A 16,981-nucleotide genomic window follows, 5' to 3' on the forward strand; every position below is an offset into this window, starting at 1 on the left:
CGAGGCTCGCCGTCTAAAACAAGAGAGGAATTTTGAATGTTTATGCTTTTGACCAAGTGGTGAAGCTTTGACAAATGGAGCCCAGGGATATCCATGATTTAGGTCGTGCCCATTTCTTGCATGTTTCCCTCTATACTTCTTGAGGGAATTATGCGGCAGGCCGTAGTCCTGGGTCTGAGTTTGCTATGGGCAAGCTGTAGCGTCTTGCGCTCCAAACCCAAGGTGAGTTATCCGGTGCGGGCGGATACCTTTGCGCTTTCCATTGTGGAGTATTCCTCGCCCATTTCTGCCATGAATGAATGCACGGGTGCCGAATATTCCAACATCAGCTGCCCTTTCCGTGTGAAACGAACGATTTCCTTTCAGGAATCATTTGTTGAGGAAGAACGCTGCAGCTGTTTTCCAGAAATCACGCATCAAAAGACACCTCTGAGTCATGAGGAAAAAGAGTTCTATCTGGGAATGGCTCAGAACATTCACACACTGGATGATCATGGCAGTTCCTGCGTTGCGGATTTCATCCCTGCAGCTCTCATCCTTCAAGGTCGCGTGGGCGAGGAAACATTCTTGATCACAAAACCAGGCTGGAAGAGCTGCGGCTCCCGTGTGGCTTACGTTGATGAGATCGCGGCCAACAGCTTGAATGATAGTCTTGGTTATGCAGCGAGGCGAGCCCCTATCACTCAAGAACGCGCGCTACGCAAAATTTATAACGAGCATAATGGATTTTCGATAGTCTTTCCCCAGCTCTTGCCAGGCAATCCAGCCTGCCCCTGGCAAAGGTCCTATACCTATAATGCGGACGCACGCAGTATCGAAGTCTCACGCTGTGACGGCGATCGCGGTCTGGGATCGCGAACGATTCCGTTCGACGAAACCGAAAACGAAAGACTCCTGACCGCGCTCAGGGCTCTGGAAGCACCCACTGTTGACGCCTACGCCTGGTCCTGTATGTCTCGCCCCGTCGTAAGCTTTGAACTGTATAAAAAAAATGGGAAGCCCGATCCCTTTGAGTTCGATGGCACGGCCTGTCACCCCAAGGGACTGCCGCAGGCGGTGGATTACCGTCGCCGCCTGTTCACCCCGAGCGCAGCGGGTTTCATCGACCTTCTGGAAGCCTATGACAATTTTTAAGCGGCTTGACTTGCCGCCAGGTCCAGGGTAGGAAACTTTTTCCCATTGATCTGGGTATTCAGGATCATGAACAATAGAAGTATGAACAATCGCTTTACCATAAAATCAGTCGCTGTGGCTCAGGAACGCTTTGAGCTGGAACTTTTCGCGGACCTTGACCGTGAATTCTCGGCTCATTTTGATGAACTGAGCGATCCTGCCAAGGATCTTCCCGAGCCGCCTCTCTTTGGCAGCCTCTGGCCTGCTGCGGAAGGTCTGGCCAACTATCTTCTGCAAAAAGACTGGCCGCTCCGCGGGCAAAGGGTTTTGGAAATCGGCTGCGGCCTTGGCCTGCCGAGTCTTCTTTGCGCCAAGCTCGGAGCCCAGGTGGAAACCATGGATCACCATCCCGGCGTCGCCTCGCTCCTGGCCCGCAACTGTCAGCGGAATAAGCTGAAGACCCTGACCTTTCATCTCGCGTCCTTTCAAAATACCAGCGCGCGCCTCGGAACCTTTGATCTGATCATCGGCAGCGACATCCTCTATGAGCCGGATCTTTATCCGAAACTTGAGGATTTCATCCTGCGTCACGCCGCTCAAAAATGTCTGATTATTATTGCCGATCCCGGTCGCTACGCGGTGTCCCGCTTTGGGTCGAGCCTGAAGACGAAGGGGCAGTATAAGCTTGAAAAGCTCATGATTTCCGGTCATGAGCTTCCCATTGAGATTCATTCGTTTCAGCTGACACGCTAGGCGGCAGCTCCCGACGACGTCGGCGCCGCGTCCTGCTCATCCAAGGGCTCATCATCCCCCTGATTGGCCTTCAGCACACGCAGACCATCCTTCAATCGAGCCTTCAGATTCCGCTGGGTTTCTGCGAGGGCATACTTATTTTCATCGACCAGCATATGCATCTGCTCCTGCACGAGTTCGCGACGTCGTGGTTCGATGCAGCTAAGGAGCGCGGCTTTCTTCTGATCATCCGGGAAGGCCGACGCCAGCACAGCGAGTTCATAGTTCGAGAACGGCCCGAGCAGGTCCGCACGCACACTATCCGGCTGCGCAAAGAAGCTGCCGATTGTAACCACGCGCCGGCGCAGCTGACGTCCCACCGTGGGATTGCTGAGGCTGATCTGTTCCATCAGATCGTCTTCCATATCCTCGCCGCTCTGGGCGATGATGCTTTCGTAATGAGCGAGGTAAGGCAGATAACGATCCTCGCGTTTGCGCGTCAGGTAATGCTGAAGGACCCCATCTATTTCCCGATCCGCATGACCGGCATCCAAAGCTTCGGGCATCTCAGCCAGGGCTTTGAGCACGAGGTCCTTTTCCTGGGGCTGGCGCTTGAAGTTCTGAATGAGCTGCACAAGGGCCGGTGCATCGAGATAGAGCATGAAGCGACGCAGACCGTCTTCTGTTTTCAACTGACGGGCGATGAAGGCCAGTTCATCCGCTTTCAAACCACCCACGGCTCGCTGCAGATTATCATTGAGCGCGGCGCGCGTTCCACCCTTCCATCCGGCAGCCAAAAGCCTTGTTTGATAGGCCTCGGCGATTTCGTAAAGGACTTCGGTTTTATCCGAGACAGCATGCTCTGCACGTTGAATCAAGCGCAGCATCGTATCCTTCTGATCAGGAGCCAGCTGTTCAAAGATGCGATTCGCATGCTGCGGTCCCAGGAGTTCAAGTACAAGCACGGCTTTGAAGGCCTGGCCGTCCTGGGTCAGAAAACTCTGGATCATTTCCATCGCTATGGGATCGGACGGTACTTTATGCTGTTTTTGCAGCTCCTGCAGCATCTCGCGAAGCTCAGGGTAGCTGGGCTGCTGGGACTTATTGCTGGTCGCTACCGCTGTGCCGCCACTCAAAGGGGATGTGGATGCAGGTGGCGCACGGTCCGCGCTTTCCGATGAACTGCCGCCGCCGGAGCCTGAACGAGCCATGGAATCCGCCACGCCTTTGATGGATTTGGCAATGGCACCAAACGCCCCCTGGATCGAACCCAGGCCGGTCGCCATCGAACGGGAAGGCAGAAAGGCCAAGGTAAAAATACCGCCATAGATCAAAATCAAAACAATGGCCGCTCCGACTGGATTGGCTTTGGCAAAATCCCAGAATTCCTGAAAGCTGTTGCCGCTTGCGGCTGGGGCTGCGGCACCCGGGGTCTTCTCGCTGCTCGCGAGTTTATCCTGCAGATCGCGCAGCTCCTCTTTCAGCTGCTCGCGCTCTTTTTCAAACTGAGCCTTCAGCTCTTCGACCGCCGCGTTATTCGCAACGGCACCGGGCGCTGCGCTTAAACCGGGAATGGGTTTGGCTGGTTCTTCCACATTCAGGGGAACGCTTTGCAGCTCCAAAGGCACCTGAGCGCCCATGAGCTGCTCCAGGCGCTTGCTCAGGAGGTTTTGCAGAGTGGATTTGGTTTGACCATCCATCCACTGCGGAACGAGGACCTTGACTTTCAGGTCCTGGAGTTTTTTCAGCTGCGCAGGCTGCGGCAGACCCTGATAGGATTCGGGGATGATGGAGTCGGGTGCATAAGGAACATCACCTATACCGCGCGCATTCGCTGGCATTTTAAAATTGATGTCCATCGCGTACTGATGCGGCTTCAGATATTTCTGCAGGATGGACTCCAGCTCGCTTTCAAAAGCGTGCCGAACCAGGGCCGTTTGCGACTCGGCGGATGGCGTGATGGCCACTTCCTTGGTACGCGCTCCTTGTGCCCATGAAACACCGGATGCTAGAATGAGGAAAAGCACGAAGGCTGCAGACTTGCCACTGACCATGGGAAACTTCCTTTACGGACAGCAAACAGGGCGAATTGCACCTGATATCTGGGCTTATCGTCGGTTATCAGCCGAGGTTAAGGGAATTATGAATAAGAAAAAATTTCTAATGCTTTTCGCGAGCTTATCCCTGACCGGCGGCTGCGCAACCAAAACCCTGACCCTCGTCAGCAATGAAAAAGCCAACATCAGCCTTGTCGATTACGACGACCAGGCCGGTGAAGGCGATCTGGTCGGGGAAACGCCGGTCGCCATTGAAGTCGATAAACTCAAACGACAGTATATTCGCGTCTGGGGTGAAGACCTGCATCCCCAGTTCTGGGTTGTGAAACCCCTGGAAGACAGCAAAACAGAAATCACTTTGCGCCTGGATCGCAAGGAAGACTCCGGTGAGAGCGATGCCGCGCTCCGACTGCAGGAACTCAATCGCTCCTTCCGCATGATGATGCGCGCCTACAAAGCCCTGACGGCCAAAGACCTGGAAACAGCCCGAGAAATATCTAAACAAATCAATCAGTTACAACCCGATATCGCCGCCCCTCACATCATCACCGGCCTTAGCTTTTTAGCGGAGGGCAATAAGTCCAAGGCGCGCGCTTCCTTTCTGAAAGCCAAGAATCTGGACCCAGAGGACCGCGATCTTGAAGAACTCCTGCGCTTGAGCAACCCATGAAAAAACTTCTGGCGCTTTGTTTTCTGGCCAGTTCCGCCGTGGCTCAGGATCGCGATAGCGAGACGAGGGTCAGCAAGACCATTCCCGTACCAGCGAAAGATCCCTGGGACCTTGATCTCCATTTTGGAGCGGGCTTCGGCACCTTCACCACCAAAGACAATTTCTCGAAAAGCTTTGGCGGTCTTCTGACCGGCGCCAGCGTTTATAATGAATATCTCCTCTCCCGCTTTACCAGCTCCGCAGGTTTTGACTTTCTCATCGATGGCGGCAGTCTTCAGGTCATTCGCAAAGGCGTTCATGGCAGTCTCGTCTGGAATTTTCTGGGCGGGAAAAAGCAGCAGATCCATCGTCTCCGCGCCGGCACCTTTGCCAGCAGCAACGATTTTGCGTTGGGCTGGGCCTGGCGGCTCGGTTATGCCAGCTTTTCGGCCACGCCTTCGGCCGTCGGCGCTTTGGAACTGACCGGATCCAACCTTCATCTCGATACCGGCCTTCGTATGACGTGGAAGTATGGATCGCAGTCCAGCCTGGGCGTCGACGCCATGGTCACCCTTCTCTCGATGGCCATGAGCATCGAGAAGTCGACCCAAAGGGCCACCGAGCTCACCCTGTCCTGGCGTTATTACCTCTGATATGAAGACCTGCGGTATTCCTTCCCCAGTAAAATAAAGCAGCCAAACATTTCGGCTTTGGCCGATTCTTACCTTAAAAAAGAAACAAGTCCGAGCCCGCGTCTCAAGTTCGGGAAATCCCAGCCGAAGCTTTCTTATGATGGGGTTCACCCTTTTTAGGCTTGGGAAACATGCAAACGCGAAGCCTCGTATTGTTCATGATGCTCTTCGCACTGCTGTCCTGCAATAAGTTGCAGACGGCAGGCGAAGCGAATCCTATTACCTTCTCCGGCATAACGGGCATACAGGCCAGTTCTGATAATAGTTATATCCTGACCTGGAAGATTCCCTTTACCGTCTTCATCGAAAACTACGAAGTCTATGTTCAGCCGATACAGGCGGCCGATGCCGACGCGCTGATAGCCGCTGCAGCGTCCAGCAGTTCCGATAAAAAAGACGGCCCCGCGGCGGAAAGCACGGATGTATCCCAGGCCGTGACGGTGACCGACGCCTTCAACCCCATGACCAAGGGCAAGCTCGTGGCCCTGGTCAGTGCCGACCGCAGTTCCTACCGCACCGCGAGTCTTGATGAAGGCATCTACCTCTTCCAGGTGCGCGCCCTCGCCGCTGATGGACGGCGCGATAACAACGTGAGTGCGCGCATCGTCAGGGTCAGTGCCGGCCAGCTCTTCAAAGGTCTTCAGATCGCTGAAGTCATTGGCTCGGATGCTCATCTGAAGTGGATCCCCTATCCGAACATCAGGGCCACCGACAGCTACCAGTATATCGTTTACAAAGGACCCGCCTTCAATGAGCGCGTGGCCTATACCAAGGAATCGGAAGTCAGCATTTCCCTGCTCAAGGAAAACAGCGGCGACACTCTCTATTACGGCGTTCGCTTTGTCGATGCCAAAGGCGTCGAGGATAGCAACACCACGCTCCTGCCCTTGACGGTTCCCGTCATCAATAAGAACTTCCTTGGCTGCCTATCGGTCCAGGGTTTGGGGGCAGATCGCCTCAAAGTCAATTTTGAATGGCCCTCGGAAAACTATACGGCCATGCGCATCTACAGAAACCAGCAGGAAGCCTTCGTGACTCTGGATCGCGGGGTCACGAGCTTCGTCGATCGCGGGCTGGTGGAAGGTGAATACTACACCTATACCTGCCAGGGCGTGGCGGGCAAGGATGTGATCGCCGGCAGCAACCAGATCAAAGGTGCGACGCTGTCGAGTAACCCGCCGACCTTCAAAGGCATCACCAACGTCAAGGCTGATGATGCGCATCAGGCCACTGTTTCCTGGGGCGTGACGACGGGAGTTCCAGCGCAGTCCTTCACGGTCTATGCGAATCCCGGCAGCAGCGTGGACTGGGCCGCGCAACCTTCTGCCACCATCGAACCGAGCGTTTTGCAGACTCCCATCAAAAATCTGGGTGACGATCTCCCCTATGCCTTCGGTGTCAGGGCCTGCGGGGTGAGCGTCTGCGATCCCAATACCGAGCAGATTCTTATCAACATGCCGGACGATGGCGCGCCCAAAACAATCGGAGCGGAAAGCGCCGTGGTCAGCACGGGGCAAATTCTGATTCAGGCGCCCTGGAGCCCCGAGCAGGGCGGTATACTCAAACGTAAGGTCTTTACGAAAGTCGGCGGCGACCCCAGCACTGATATCAGTGTCTATACACTGGCGCAAACCGTGGTCGTCACGAACCCTATCAACCCGCCCCGTCTTCTGACGCTCAATGATGTGACCAGCGCGCGGACCTATCACATCATCGTGCGCGATGAAGACAAGCATGGAAATATCAGCAGCAATTCGCGGGTCGTCACCGTCACGGTCGGGGACCTGCGTCCTCCCGATTTCAATGGTCTGAATGCCAACGGACTTCTTCCAGGCGCCAGCGGCCAGGAGGAAACGACCCTGATCGCGAACTTCCGCGCGATTCAGAATTATCAGCAGCATCCGCGCGGGGCCTTTGGCTATCGCTTCTATGTGCGCGAAGGCGGTGGTGCCGCCTGCCACGAGGATCACTATAAATTTCAGGTCGATGCCCTCACCGTTCCCGAAGGGGATGCGAATTACACCATACCCGGGCTGAAGGCGAAGACGCTCTATTCCGTCTGTATCAAAGCCATTGATGCCAATGGCAACCTTTCAAGCAACACCAACTATTTGAGCCGGCAAACCCAGGATAAGACCGCGCCGGATTTCGATGGCATTCAAACCCTCAGCTTCGATGCGGACAAAGGTGTGGTGAAGCTGACCTGGAACCCGTCTTCATCAGCTGATATTGGCAGCTATAAGATCGACACCTGGCTGACGCTGAAGAACAGCGCGACGGCCCTGCCGATCACCATCCAAAGGACGGCAGCGCAATCGCCGAACTCCTTCAGCTTTGACAGTACGGTCGTCCCCTTCCAAAGTGAGGCCACTCTGGAAGTCGCGGTGAATGCCTGCGACAACGCCGACAGCATCACCGACGGCAGTAAAAACTGCAGCGTCTTCGCCCGGGCTCAGGCCCTTTCCATGACCTTTGCCGATATCCAGCCGCCACCTGGATTCATGGGTATCGCGGCCTCGTCGGACCTGATCGCTACCACCGAAGGCCAGGTCACCGTGAAATGGATTGAACCCACGGACTGGGCGGATTATGCAGGCTTTCAGGTCTATACCCTGGATGGTTCCAATGCTCTGACCCTGGTGAAAGATTGTGCCTGCAGTCAGATGCCGGGCTGCCTGGATCATATCAGCAGCTGCCAGGTGACGGGATTAAATGACTTCCGCACCTATCGTTTTCATGTGCGCGCTTATGATGTTGCCAGAAACTTCACCATACTCGATCCCATCATGTCCTTTGCCGACAAGCGGACGATCGACCTGACCAGGCCGACCTTCGTTTCGAACCTGGCCTTGAACTTTCAAGACGGCGGTTCGATGCTGAACTGGGCAGCGGCCAGTGACAATCAGTATGCGCAGGAGCAAGGCGCGACCCTCACCTATCGCGTCTATCGTAAAACCGGCAGCAACTTTGCCAACCTTCTTAACCCCGGGGCTGCTGGACCGGCGCTCGTGGAACTGTCTGATCGCAGCTACTTCGATGCCAGCAACCTCGTCAGCGGTACGACCTACTATTATACGGTCTGCGCTGTGGATGCGAGCGGCAATGAAGCCTGTGACGGTACCTATAAATCCGTTCAAACACCTGACCTTGTCCCCCCGACCATCAGCGCGCTGACCACCAATAAGACGTCCAGCGCAAAATCCTGGAACCTGAATTGGACAGCGGCGGATAACACGACGAGCAACGCCAATCTATTGTTCCGCATCAAAGCCCGGATATCCACGGATCCGACGGAAAAAGTCCAGGACTCCGATCCCACGATCTTCACGGCCACCGGCGCCAGCAGCGCCACGGGCCTTACCGGTCCTGTGAACACGGACGCCTATATCCATTACCTCCTCATGGTCACCGATGAAGCCGGTAACACGACGACCAGGCAGATTGATATTCAATCTTTGAACCTGATCACCATCACCGCCGTCCGCACGTCCGAAGGGCCGACGACCGGCAACCGTTTGATTCTGGTCGAGGGCAGCGGCTTTCATAACAGCTCCGCCGTCAGCATCGGCGGAACAAACTGTCAGAATACCCAGATCGTCTCGTCACGTCATATCCTCTGCCGGACTCCTGCGAAATCGCAGAATACCTATTCCTTGACCATCAGCAACAGCGATGGGTCCTCGGCTACGATGAATAATGCCTACACCTACTGTACGGCCGACGTGAACTGCACCAACATCTGCAATAACCCCGGCAGCTGGGAGTCATCCTTCGCGCTGCAGACCGGCCGCGGCACGACTGTGACCACGCCTTATATCATCTGCAACGCCACGCATCTGAATAACATCCGCACGATTGCGAACGGCCGCTATTTCTCGGTTATGGAGAACATCGACCTCAACGGCGTGGCCTGGACCCCGCTTGTCACGCAATCCAGCGCCACCTTCCAGGGCAACTTCACGGGGAACGGCAATATAATCGCCAATTTCTCGTACAACAACACGAATCAGGATGATTACGGCTTCTTCAAATACATCTCGGGCAACAGCAAAGTCTCGTCGCTGAAGTTCATCAATGTGAACATCAATGCGCGGGATCGCGTCGGGGCTCTGGTCGGTGATACAGCGAACGATGCGAACACAGTGATTCAGGACATCATGATGTCAGGAACCGTGAACGGTCGCCAGGATGTGGGTGGCATCCTGGGTCGCGCGATGGTGCAGTCGTTCGATATGTCGGCTTATGGAACGATCAATGGCAAGGTCACGGTCGGAGGCGTCATCGGCTATAAGACCAAGAACGCGTCCAACCTCTATTTTGAAGGGACGGTCACGACGGTTCCCGCAGGCACGACCTGCAATACCGGGGGCGTCGTCGGCTACTGGGATGGCAATAACGGAACAGCCAGTGATATCAACGCCGCCGCAACGGTCCGCTGCGAACGCTTCTCTGCCGTCGAGATGCTGGAAACTGGCGGCCTCGTCGGACGTTTGAATGATCATACGATCAGCAATAGCTGGTTCAGCGGGACAGTGATTGGCGATCGTCGCACGGGCGGCGCAGTCGGTACTGTCGTCCGCGGCGGCGTGGAAGGTGTGCAGGTGCTCGGTACGGTCACGGGCGGGCATTCCGCTTATGTCAACAGCGGTTATGAAACAGGAGGCGTCGTCGGTCTCCTTTATCGCGCCGTTCTTAAAAACAGCACGTCCTCCGCTGCGGTCACCTCGTATTACAGTTATGTAGGTGGCCTTGTCGGCAACTCAGCTGGTGGGGCGCAGCCTTCAGGAACGGATCGCAGAAACCTGATTCAGAGCAGCGCCGCCTACGGAGCTGTGCAAAATCTCGGGGGCTATCGAACCGGTGGCGCCATCGGCAGTGCTTCGAACACCGATGTGATCAACACCGCAGCCAACGGTGATGTGAAGGGATCCAAAGGCCAGGCCGGTGGCTTTCTCGGCTGGTCTGAAGTCAGTGTGGTGATCGATGGAAGCTTCGCCAACGGTGATGTGGATAGCACAGGTTTTGATAACGTCGGCGGATTCGTAGGCATCACGGATGTGAATGGTGGTCATGTCATCACCAATTCCTTCGCCAAAGGTGATGTCGCAGGCAACAACAACATTGGTGGCTTTGCCGGCCAATGTCGGGGAACCTATACCTCCAATTACGCCACAGGACGGGTCGTCGGCAACTCGGTGGTCGGCGGTTTCTGCGGTCGTAACTACGACCTTTCGGGGGCCGTCAGCACGAAGATCGAGAAAAGTTTCGCAAGCGGCGCCGTCAGTGCCGCGGTGGATCATGTGGGTGGATTCATCGGTCACATCTATCGCTCCATGGAAATTCGTTATTCCTATGCCAGCGGTGACGTCACGGGGGATGCCAACGTCGGGGGCTTTGCGGGTTCCATGGACATGGGTCCCACGACAATCGAGAAAAACTATGCCACGGGCAAAGTCATCGGCAAAACCCGGGTCGGAGGCTTTCTGGGCTATGGCTATCGCTACGATGCCACGATGCAGGTCATGAACAACTATTCCCGCAGCGCCGTGCAGGGCGAGTCCGATGTCGGGGGCTTCGCGGGCCTGACCGGCGCCATCATTTCCAAATCTTATTCCACGGGCGCGGTGACCCAGGGGCAAACAGCGTCGAACCTGGGCGGCTTTATCGGTCGCTTCGTCAGCGGCGGAAGCATGTCCGCTCCCGAATGCTTTTACGATACCACCACATCAGGCCGCAGCACCAGTGCCGGCGGTACGGGCAAGACCAGTTTTGAAATGAAAGATCCCAGCACCTTTGTGAACTATGATCCTGCCATCTGGAATATCAAAAGTGGTGCGTATCCGACCCTTCTTGGGCCGGGGAGTTGAATGCCATGAAACGCTTACTCACAGGATTTCTCGGCTGCCTCGCTCTCATCCTTGGGATGATGGGCTGCGACAAGATTAAAACGCTTCAGGAATCCCAGCCTATCCTCTTCAAAGGCCTGAAAGGGATCGAGGTCGCAGCGAAGGGTGGCCTTATCCTCATGTGGGATCAACCGGCCGCCATCACGGTCGTCGGCTATCAAATCTATGTTCAGGATCTGACCGCCACGACCGCCACAACCAAACTTCTGGATGATGCCGGCAGTTCATCGACCGGCACGGCGACCGTTATCCTGGATTTGCCTGATGCGGAGTCACCGGTCACCAAAGGCAAGCTTTTGCAGGTGATTGCCGGAGATTTGAATAGCTATGAGATCGATACGCTCCTGCCCGGGCACTATGCCTTCCAGGTGCGGGCCGTGGCTGCTGATGGTCGCAGTGATACCAACACCCGTGTGGTGATCCTGAGCATTGAAAGCACCGTGGGCTATGAAGGTATCAGCAAAGCCGATCTCATCGGCGACGATGTGTTTTTGGAATGGCCTGCACTCGTCACGGCTCTGAAGGGCCAGGATGTGAACTACACCGTTTACGAGGGTCCGGCTTTCAGCAAACCCGTGGCCATTACCACGGATACCAAAATGCAGATCTCGGTCCGGGGCGTGCGTCCGGGCACAGTTCTGAGCTATGGTGTTCGCTCCACCGATCCCAAGGGTCGCACGGACCGCAATACCAAGGTCATCACCGTCGCGATCCCGGAATCAAGCGCAGTCTTTGAAGGCTGTTTGAAAGGCGAGGCGCGCGGCGCGGATCGTATCCGCATCCAGTTCACCTGGCCTGAAGAGGAATTTGAAACCTTCAAAATCTATCGCAATGGTACCCAGGTCTTTGCCACCCGCGATAAGGGTGTCACGGAATATATGGACGTTGGCCTGCAGGAAGGTGAAGTCTATCAGTATTCGTGCGTGGCGACATTCAAAGACCTGACCCTGACGGGCAATACCAAACTCACAGTCGGCACCCTGACCTCGAATGCCCCGACTTTCAAAGGCATTCGGACTGTGGAAATCACGTCCGCTCACACCGCGATGGTCCGTTGGGGCGTCAGCACCGGCGTTCCCACGCACAAATTCAAAGTCTATGCAAACCCAGGAACTCAGGTGGATTGGGAAGCTGATCCCATGACAATGGTCGGTGGCGATACGATGGAAGTCGAACTGCAGGACCTGGGTGATGATCTTCCCTATGCGTTTGGTGTAAGGGCCTGTTCGATCAAAGGGGTGTGCGACACCAACGATCTAGCCCTGCTGGCCAGCACAAGGGATGATGGAGCCCCGAAGACCACAGGAGCCTCGGCTCTGACCGTGCGTGACGGCGGCCTTGTGATCACAGCACCGTGGACGCCTTCCATGGGGGGCGTGGCCAAACGCTTTGTCTATATTAAAAAGGATGGGCCGGTCTCGACTCAGCTTACAGATTATGTGAATGCGATGACCGTGCCGGTGACCCTAGCAGGCAAGGTTCCCACGCAGCTGACCTACACCGGTATCACTGATAACACGACCTATCATGTCATCGTTCGCGATCAGGATCCGAGCGGCAGGACCAATACGGTGACCACGGCCCGCACGATTTTTTCAGGCGACACGACCGCTCCGAATTTCCCCGGCATGACGAGCCTTGTCAACGGCAGCAGCGGCCAGGAGGAAACCACTCTGCGGGCCCGTTTCACCGCTCTTGATGTTGAGTCGGACAGCAATAAGTACGGAACCTGGGAATATCTCGCCTATGTGCAGCCCGGTGGGGGCAACGCCTGTTCCTTGACCAGCATTCATCAGATTTTCCCGGCCAGCGCCTTCACCGCCACTCAGGAAGGTGAAGCGGTCATCACGGGCCTTGCTCCGAAAACCAATTATGGCGTTTGTCTGAAAGCCCGGGATAAAGCCGGCAATATCTCGGCCACCACGCTTGCATTGAATCGCTCGACTCTGGATATCACGGCCCCGACCTTTGATGGCGTGCAGACCGTGACCTTCAACAAGGAAAGCGGCAAACTCGCGCTCGCCTGGAGTCCGTCCACAGCCGCGGATATCTATGAATATCAGGTCCAAATCTGGAAGAGCAACCCTGATCGCACGCAGGTTCCCGTCACGCTTTTGAAACTGCCTGAGTCCACGGCTCGCACTGGCACCAGTCTGAGCAAGAGCACCATCAATCTGAATAGCGGCGAGGATATTTATGTCCTGGTCAACGCCTGTGATAACGGCGGCAGCATAGCCGGCGGGACTCAGAACTGCTCGGCGCTTGATGTTCCTAAAACTCTGACTTTGCCGGATATTGAACCGCCTCCAGGCTTCCTCGGTATTGCCGCCGAACCGGATCTGACAACGCCGGTCGAGGGGACGGTCAACGTCACCTGGATCGCGCCCAGTGATTGGACGGATTACAAAGGCTTTAAAGTTTATCTCGTGGATCAGGCCACCAACGCCCTTTTGGATTCACCGGTCTGGGAGTGTGCCTGCTCGGCCCAGGGTTGCCCTGTCCCGCTGCTCTCCTGTCCCATCACGGGTTTGAATCCCTTCCGCTCCTATGTCTTTCACGTGCGTGCCTATGATGCGGCCGGGAACGTGACTCAGTTGGATCCCATGGTGAGCGCTACCAAAAAGCGCACGAGCGATACGACTTCGCCCAGTTTCTCGTCGCAGCTGACCGCTGTTTACGGCAATGCGAGCACGGAGCTGACCTGGACCCTGGCCACCGATAATCAGTATGCCTTGGAACCCGGAGCTGTCATCAACTACGAGGTTTGGCGCAAAACCGGCAGCACCTTTGCCAACCCCGCAAATCCCACGACCGCGGATGCGACCCTCGTGCAAAGAACGCAGGACCTGACCTGGACCGATCCCGGTACGGATTACGCCAGCGGTCAGACCTATTTCTATGAAGTCTGCGCTGTGGATGGAACCGGCAATCGCACCTGCGATGGCAACGTGAAATCCATCACGACCCTGGACCTTGTTCCCCCTGTGATCACAAGCTTTACCAGTGACAAGACGGATACCAAGTGGAACTGGACGCTCAGCTGGACCGCTTCTGACAACGCGACGGCAGCGGGTTCGATTTTCTATCGTATCTATCAGAGGATTTCGAGCAATCCGCTCGACAGGGCCACGACTTCGGATACCGTGCTAGTGGCACAGGGCGGGGCCACCAGCAAAACGAATCTGCAGGGGCCCATCAACACGGACACCTATATTCATTATCTTTTGGAAGCCCTGGATTCCGATGGCAACAGGGCCACCAGGCATTTGACCCTGGCCTCGAACAACCGCATGACTCTGACCTCGGTTCGTTCAACCGAAGGTCCTTTGGCCGGCAGCAACACGCTGGTCCTGGTCGGTGATGGCTTTAAGCCGGATGCCACCGTCAGTATCGGCTCGTCGAACTGCTCGTCGGTGCAGATCATCTCGCGTAAACACATCCTCTGCAATGCACCACCTGCTGCGAGCGACAGCACCGTGGCCGTCACCGTGCAAAATCCCGATGGATCCTCGGCCGTCCTTGCCGATGCGTATCACTACTGTAATCCCAGCGTCGCGAACAGCTGCACCAACATCTGCAATCGTCCTGTCGACTGGGACAATAACTTCGCCGATGGTACAGGCGTCACGGCTGCAGATCCTTTCATTATCTGTAATGCCGCGCATCTCAATAACCTCCGCAACCAGCCCTATAGCCGTTACTATGCCCTTGGTGAAAACATCGACCTCGGTGGTCTTAACTTCGCGCCGATCACCAACGGTGCCAACACCGAATTCCGCGGCACCATCAAAGGCAACAACTACATCATTGCCAACTGGAGCTACGATAACATCAACGCAGACTTCGTCGGCCTCTTCAAAATTTTGAATTACTCGGATGTTCGCGATCTGGGTTTGATCAACTTCCAGGTTCGCGGCCGCTCGTATGTCGGAACTTTGGCGGGTGGCGTGGGAACGGTCAGCTACAACGGTGATGCAGTCGTAGCCGCCGATTACATTACGCTCGATGGCATCTTCACGACGGGAGCGGTGACTGCAGCGGATGTCTATGCGGGTGGCATCATCGGCCGCTGTCATGGCAATGCCTTTAACATGATGTCTTTCGCTTCCGTGACTGGCCGCCGTTTCATCGGCGGGCTTTTCGGCCGCAAAATCTGGGGTGCCAGCAATCTGGAATACAGCGGCAGCGTTCTCGCGACCGGGAACAGCAACCAGTGTTATGCCGGTGGTATTGCCGGTCATTGGGCGGCGAGCACTTACTCCGTTACCAACGCGAAAAGCTCAGGGTCGGTCACCTGCACCGATGATGCGGGCCAAGGTGCGCAGTATACAGGTGGCTTGATTGGACAGCTTACCAACGGAGATTTGGATCAGATTTCCTCGACCGCCACCGTCGTGGGTCGCAACTATGTGGGCGGTCTGATCGGAGAAACCAACAGCGGTGTCTTCACCAACGCCAGCTTCTCAGGCGCGGTGACGGGACGTTATTACACGGGAGGCATTTTCGGGCAGCTGACCTATGGCAGCGTTACGAACTGCACGAATAACGGGAACGTGCTTGCGGCCGTTCCAACTCAGGTTCCTCCCGTCACCGGCTCGGATACAGCTGGCGGTGTCGCAGGACGCATTTACGGAACATCGACGACCCAGCGTGCTCTTATCAAAAACTGCGTGAACCTGAAATCGGTCACCAGTCCCTTCCGCGCGGGCGGCCTCGTCGGATACGGGGATAACTTTGAAATCAATGGCAGCTCCAGTGCCGGTGATGTGACAGCCGTGGGTTACACCGGGGGTATGGTCGGTGAAATGCGCCGCGGGCTCCTCGTGGATTCCTATGCAACAGGAAACGTGGCGTCGCCCAACGGTGATTATGCGGGGGGATTGGTCGGGACGGGCTGGACGGATTCCGATGGTTCGACCATGACGCGTGTGCAGGCTTCCGGTGTGGTCGTGGGTCGCAACTATGTCGGTGGTCTTGCCGGCTACTATCGTGGGGAAATCACCGGCTCGACAGCCTCGGGCGAGGTGACAGGCAACGCCGACATCGGCGGCCTTGTCGGTTATCTGGAAAACGGTAACACCACGCGCGTGAATAACCTTCAGCAGAATAAGGCCACCGGGAACGTCATCGGTGACACGCGCTGCGGCGGCATGTTCGGTCGCGTGCGTTCGTATGCTTTGATTCGGCAGAATGCGGCTTCCGGTTCAACGACCTGCCCGACTTATACGGGTGGTCTGATCGCCCAGATCGAAGGGGATAACGTGACGATCACGCAAAGCCTCGCGACCGGGAACGTTACGGGCAACACCAACGTCGGGGGCTTTCTGGGTCTGGCGTTCCGCAACAACAGTAATAACGTATCGATCACCAACTGCTATGCGCGCGGTCAGGTGAAAGGCAATGATAGCGTCGGTGGATTCGCCGGCCAGGTCGGTGACATCATTCAGAAGGTCTATGCCTCGGGCCGCGTGGATAAGGTATCGAGTGAAACCAACCTCGGTGGTCTGGTCGGAAACCTCTGGAGTCCTGATGGGCCGCGCGATGCGCCTTATAGCTACTGGGACAAGCAGGCGTCCGGGCGGGCGACGAGCAAGGCCGGTATCGGCAAGAATACGAGCGAAATGCTCGGTTCTTCACTCTATTCCAACTGGGATGCCACCATCTGGTCCTATTCGAGCCAGGACTATCCTCGTTTCCTCTGGGAACTCCCGGCGCCGTGAAGAGTGTTCTATACTGGAATCAAGGCTCACAATGCACGTGATCGGACCCGCATGCTGATTCGTTCCCCGCATCCAAGACTCCGGGCCAGAACCCGGAAATGGCCCAGATTAC

General features: G+C 56.1%; 7 protein-coding genes. 6 read left to right on the plus strand and 1 reads right to left on the minus strand.

Features of this window, described 5'->3' with window-relative positions; translation table 11 throughout:
- Positions 1-150 precede the first annotated feature (150 nt).
- Positions 151-1,134: a hypothetical protein gene (locus VFO10_RS06330; protein ID WP_325138195.1), complete on the plus strand. Its 984-nt coding sequence runs from the start codon at positions 151-153 to the stop codon at positions 1,132-1,134.
- A gap of 66 nt (positions 1,135-1,200) precedes the next feature.
- Entirely contained in the window at positions 1,201-1,866 is a 666-nt protein-coding gene (locus VFO10_RS06335; RefSeq protein WP_325138197.1) for a class I SAM-dependent methyltransferase, read from the plus strand.
- Here VFO10_RS06335 and VFO10_RS06340 read toward each other — a convergent pair.
- Complete coding sequence (locus VFO10_RS06340; RefSeq protein ID WP_325138199.1) at positions 1,863-3,899, minus strand: hypothetical protein; 2,037 nt, start codon at positions 3,897-3,899, stop codon at positions 1,863-1,865. The two genes, VFO10_RS06335 and VFO10_RS06340, sit on opposite strands and share 4 nt — an antisense overlap.
- An 88-nt stretch (positions 3,900-3,987) precedes the next feature.
- Between VFO10_RS06340 and VFO10_RS06345 the strand changes: the two genes are divergently transcribed.
- From VFO10_RS06345 to VFO10_RS06360, 4 genes are all read left to right on the plus strand, one after another.
- Positions 3,988-4,572 (plus strand): hypothetical protein, encoded by a 585-nt coding sequence (locus VFO10_RS06345; RefSeq protein ID WP_325138201.1) that lies wholly within the window; start codon positions 3,988-3,990, stop codon positions 4,570-4,572.
- On the plus strand, positions 4,569-5,204 hold the full coding sequence (locus VFO10_RS06350; protein WP_325138203.1) for a hypothetical protein: 636 nt from the start codon (positions 4,569-4,571) through the stop codon (positions 5,202-5,204). The genes VFO10_RS06345 and VFO10_RS06350 overlap by 4 nt, the downstream gene beginning before the upstream one ends.
- A gap of 170 nt (positions 5,205-5,374) precedes the next feature.
- Positions 5,375-11,110: an IPT/TIG domain-containing protein gene (locus tag VFO10_RS06355; RefSeq protein WP_325138205.1), complete on the plus strand. Its 5,736-nt coding sequence runs from the start codon at positions 5,375-5,377 to the stop codon at positions 11,108-11,110.
- A 5-nt stretch (positions 11,111-11,115) separates the two neighbouring features.
- Positions 11,116-16,869, plus strand: a complete 5,754-nt coding sequence (locus VFO10_RS06360; protein WP_325138207.1) for a GLUG motif-containing protein — start codon at positions 11,116-11,118, stop codon at positions 16,867-16,869.
- Positions 16,870-16,981: the final 112 nt, after the last annotated feature.

The organism is Oligoflexus sp., assembly GCF_035712445.1.
Lineage (GTDB): Bacteria > Bdellovibrionota_B > Oligoflexia > Oligoflexales > Oligoflexaceae > Oligoflexus.

Coding starts and splice junctions, on each gene's coding strand:
- VFO10_RS06360 (WP_325138207.1), top strand. CDS start 11,116: ATGAAACGCTTACTCACAGGATTTCTCGGCTGCCTCGCTCTCATCCTT.
- VFO10_RS06350 (WP_325138203.1), top strand. CDS start 4,569: ATGAAAAAACTTCTGGCGCTTTGTTTTCTGGCCAGTTCCGCCGTGGCT.
- VFO10_RS06335 (WP_325138197.1), top strand. CDS start 1,201: ATGAACAATAGAAGTATGAACAATCGCTTTACCATAAAATCAGTCGCT.
- VFO10_RS06340 (WP_325138199.1), bottom strand. CDS start 3,899: ATGGTCAGTGGCAAGTCTGCAGCCTTCGTGCTTTTCCTCATTCTAGCA.
- VFO10_RS06330 (WP_325138195.1), top strand. CDS start 151: ATGCGGCAGGCCGTAGTCCTGGGTCTGAGTTTGCTATGGGCAAGCTGT.
- VFO10_RS06345 (WP_325138201.1), top strand. CDS start 3,988: ATGAATAAGAAAAAATTTCTAATGCTTTTCGCGAGCTTATCCCTGACC.
- VFO10_RS06355 (WP_325138205.1), top strand. CDS start 5,375: ATGCAAACGCGAAGCCTCGTATTGTTCATGATGCTCTTCGCACTGCTG.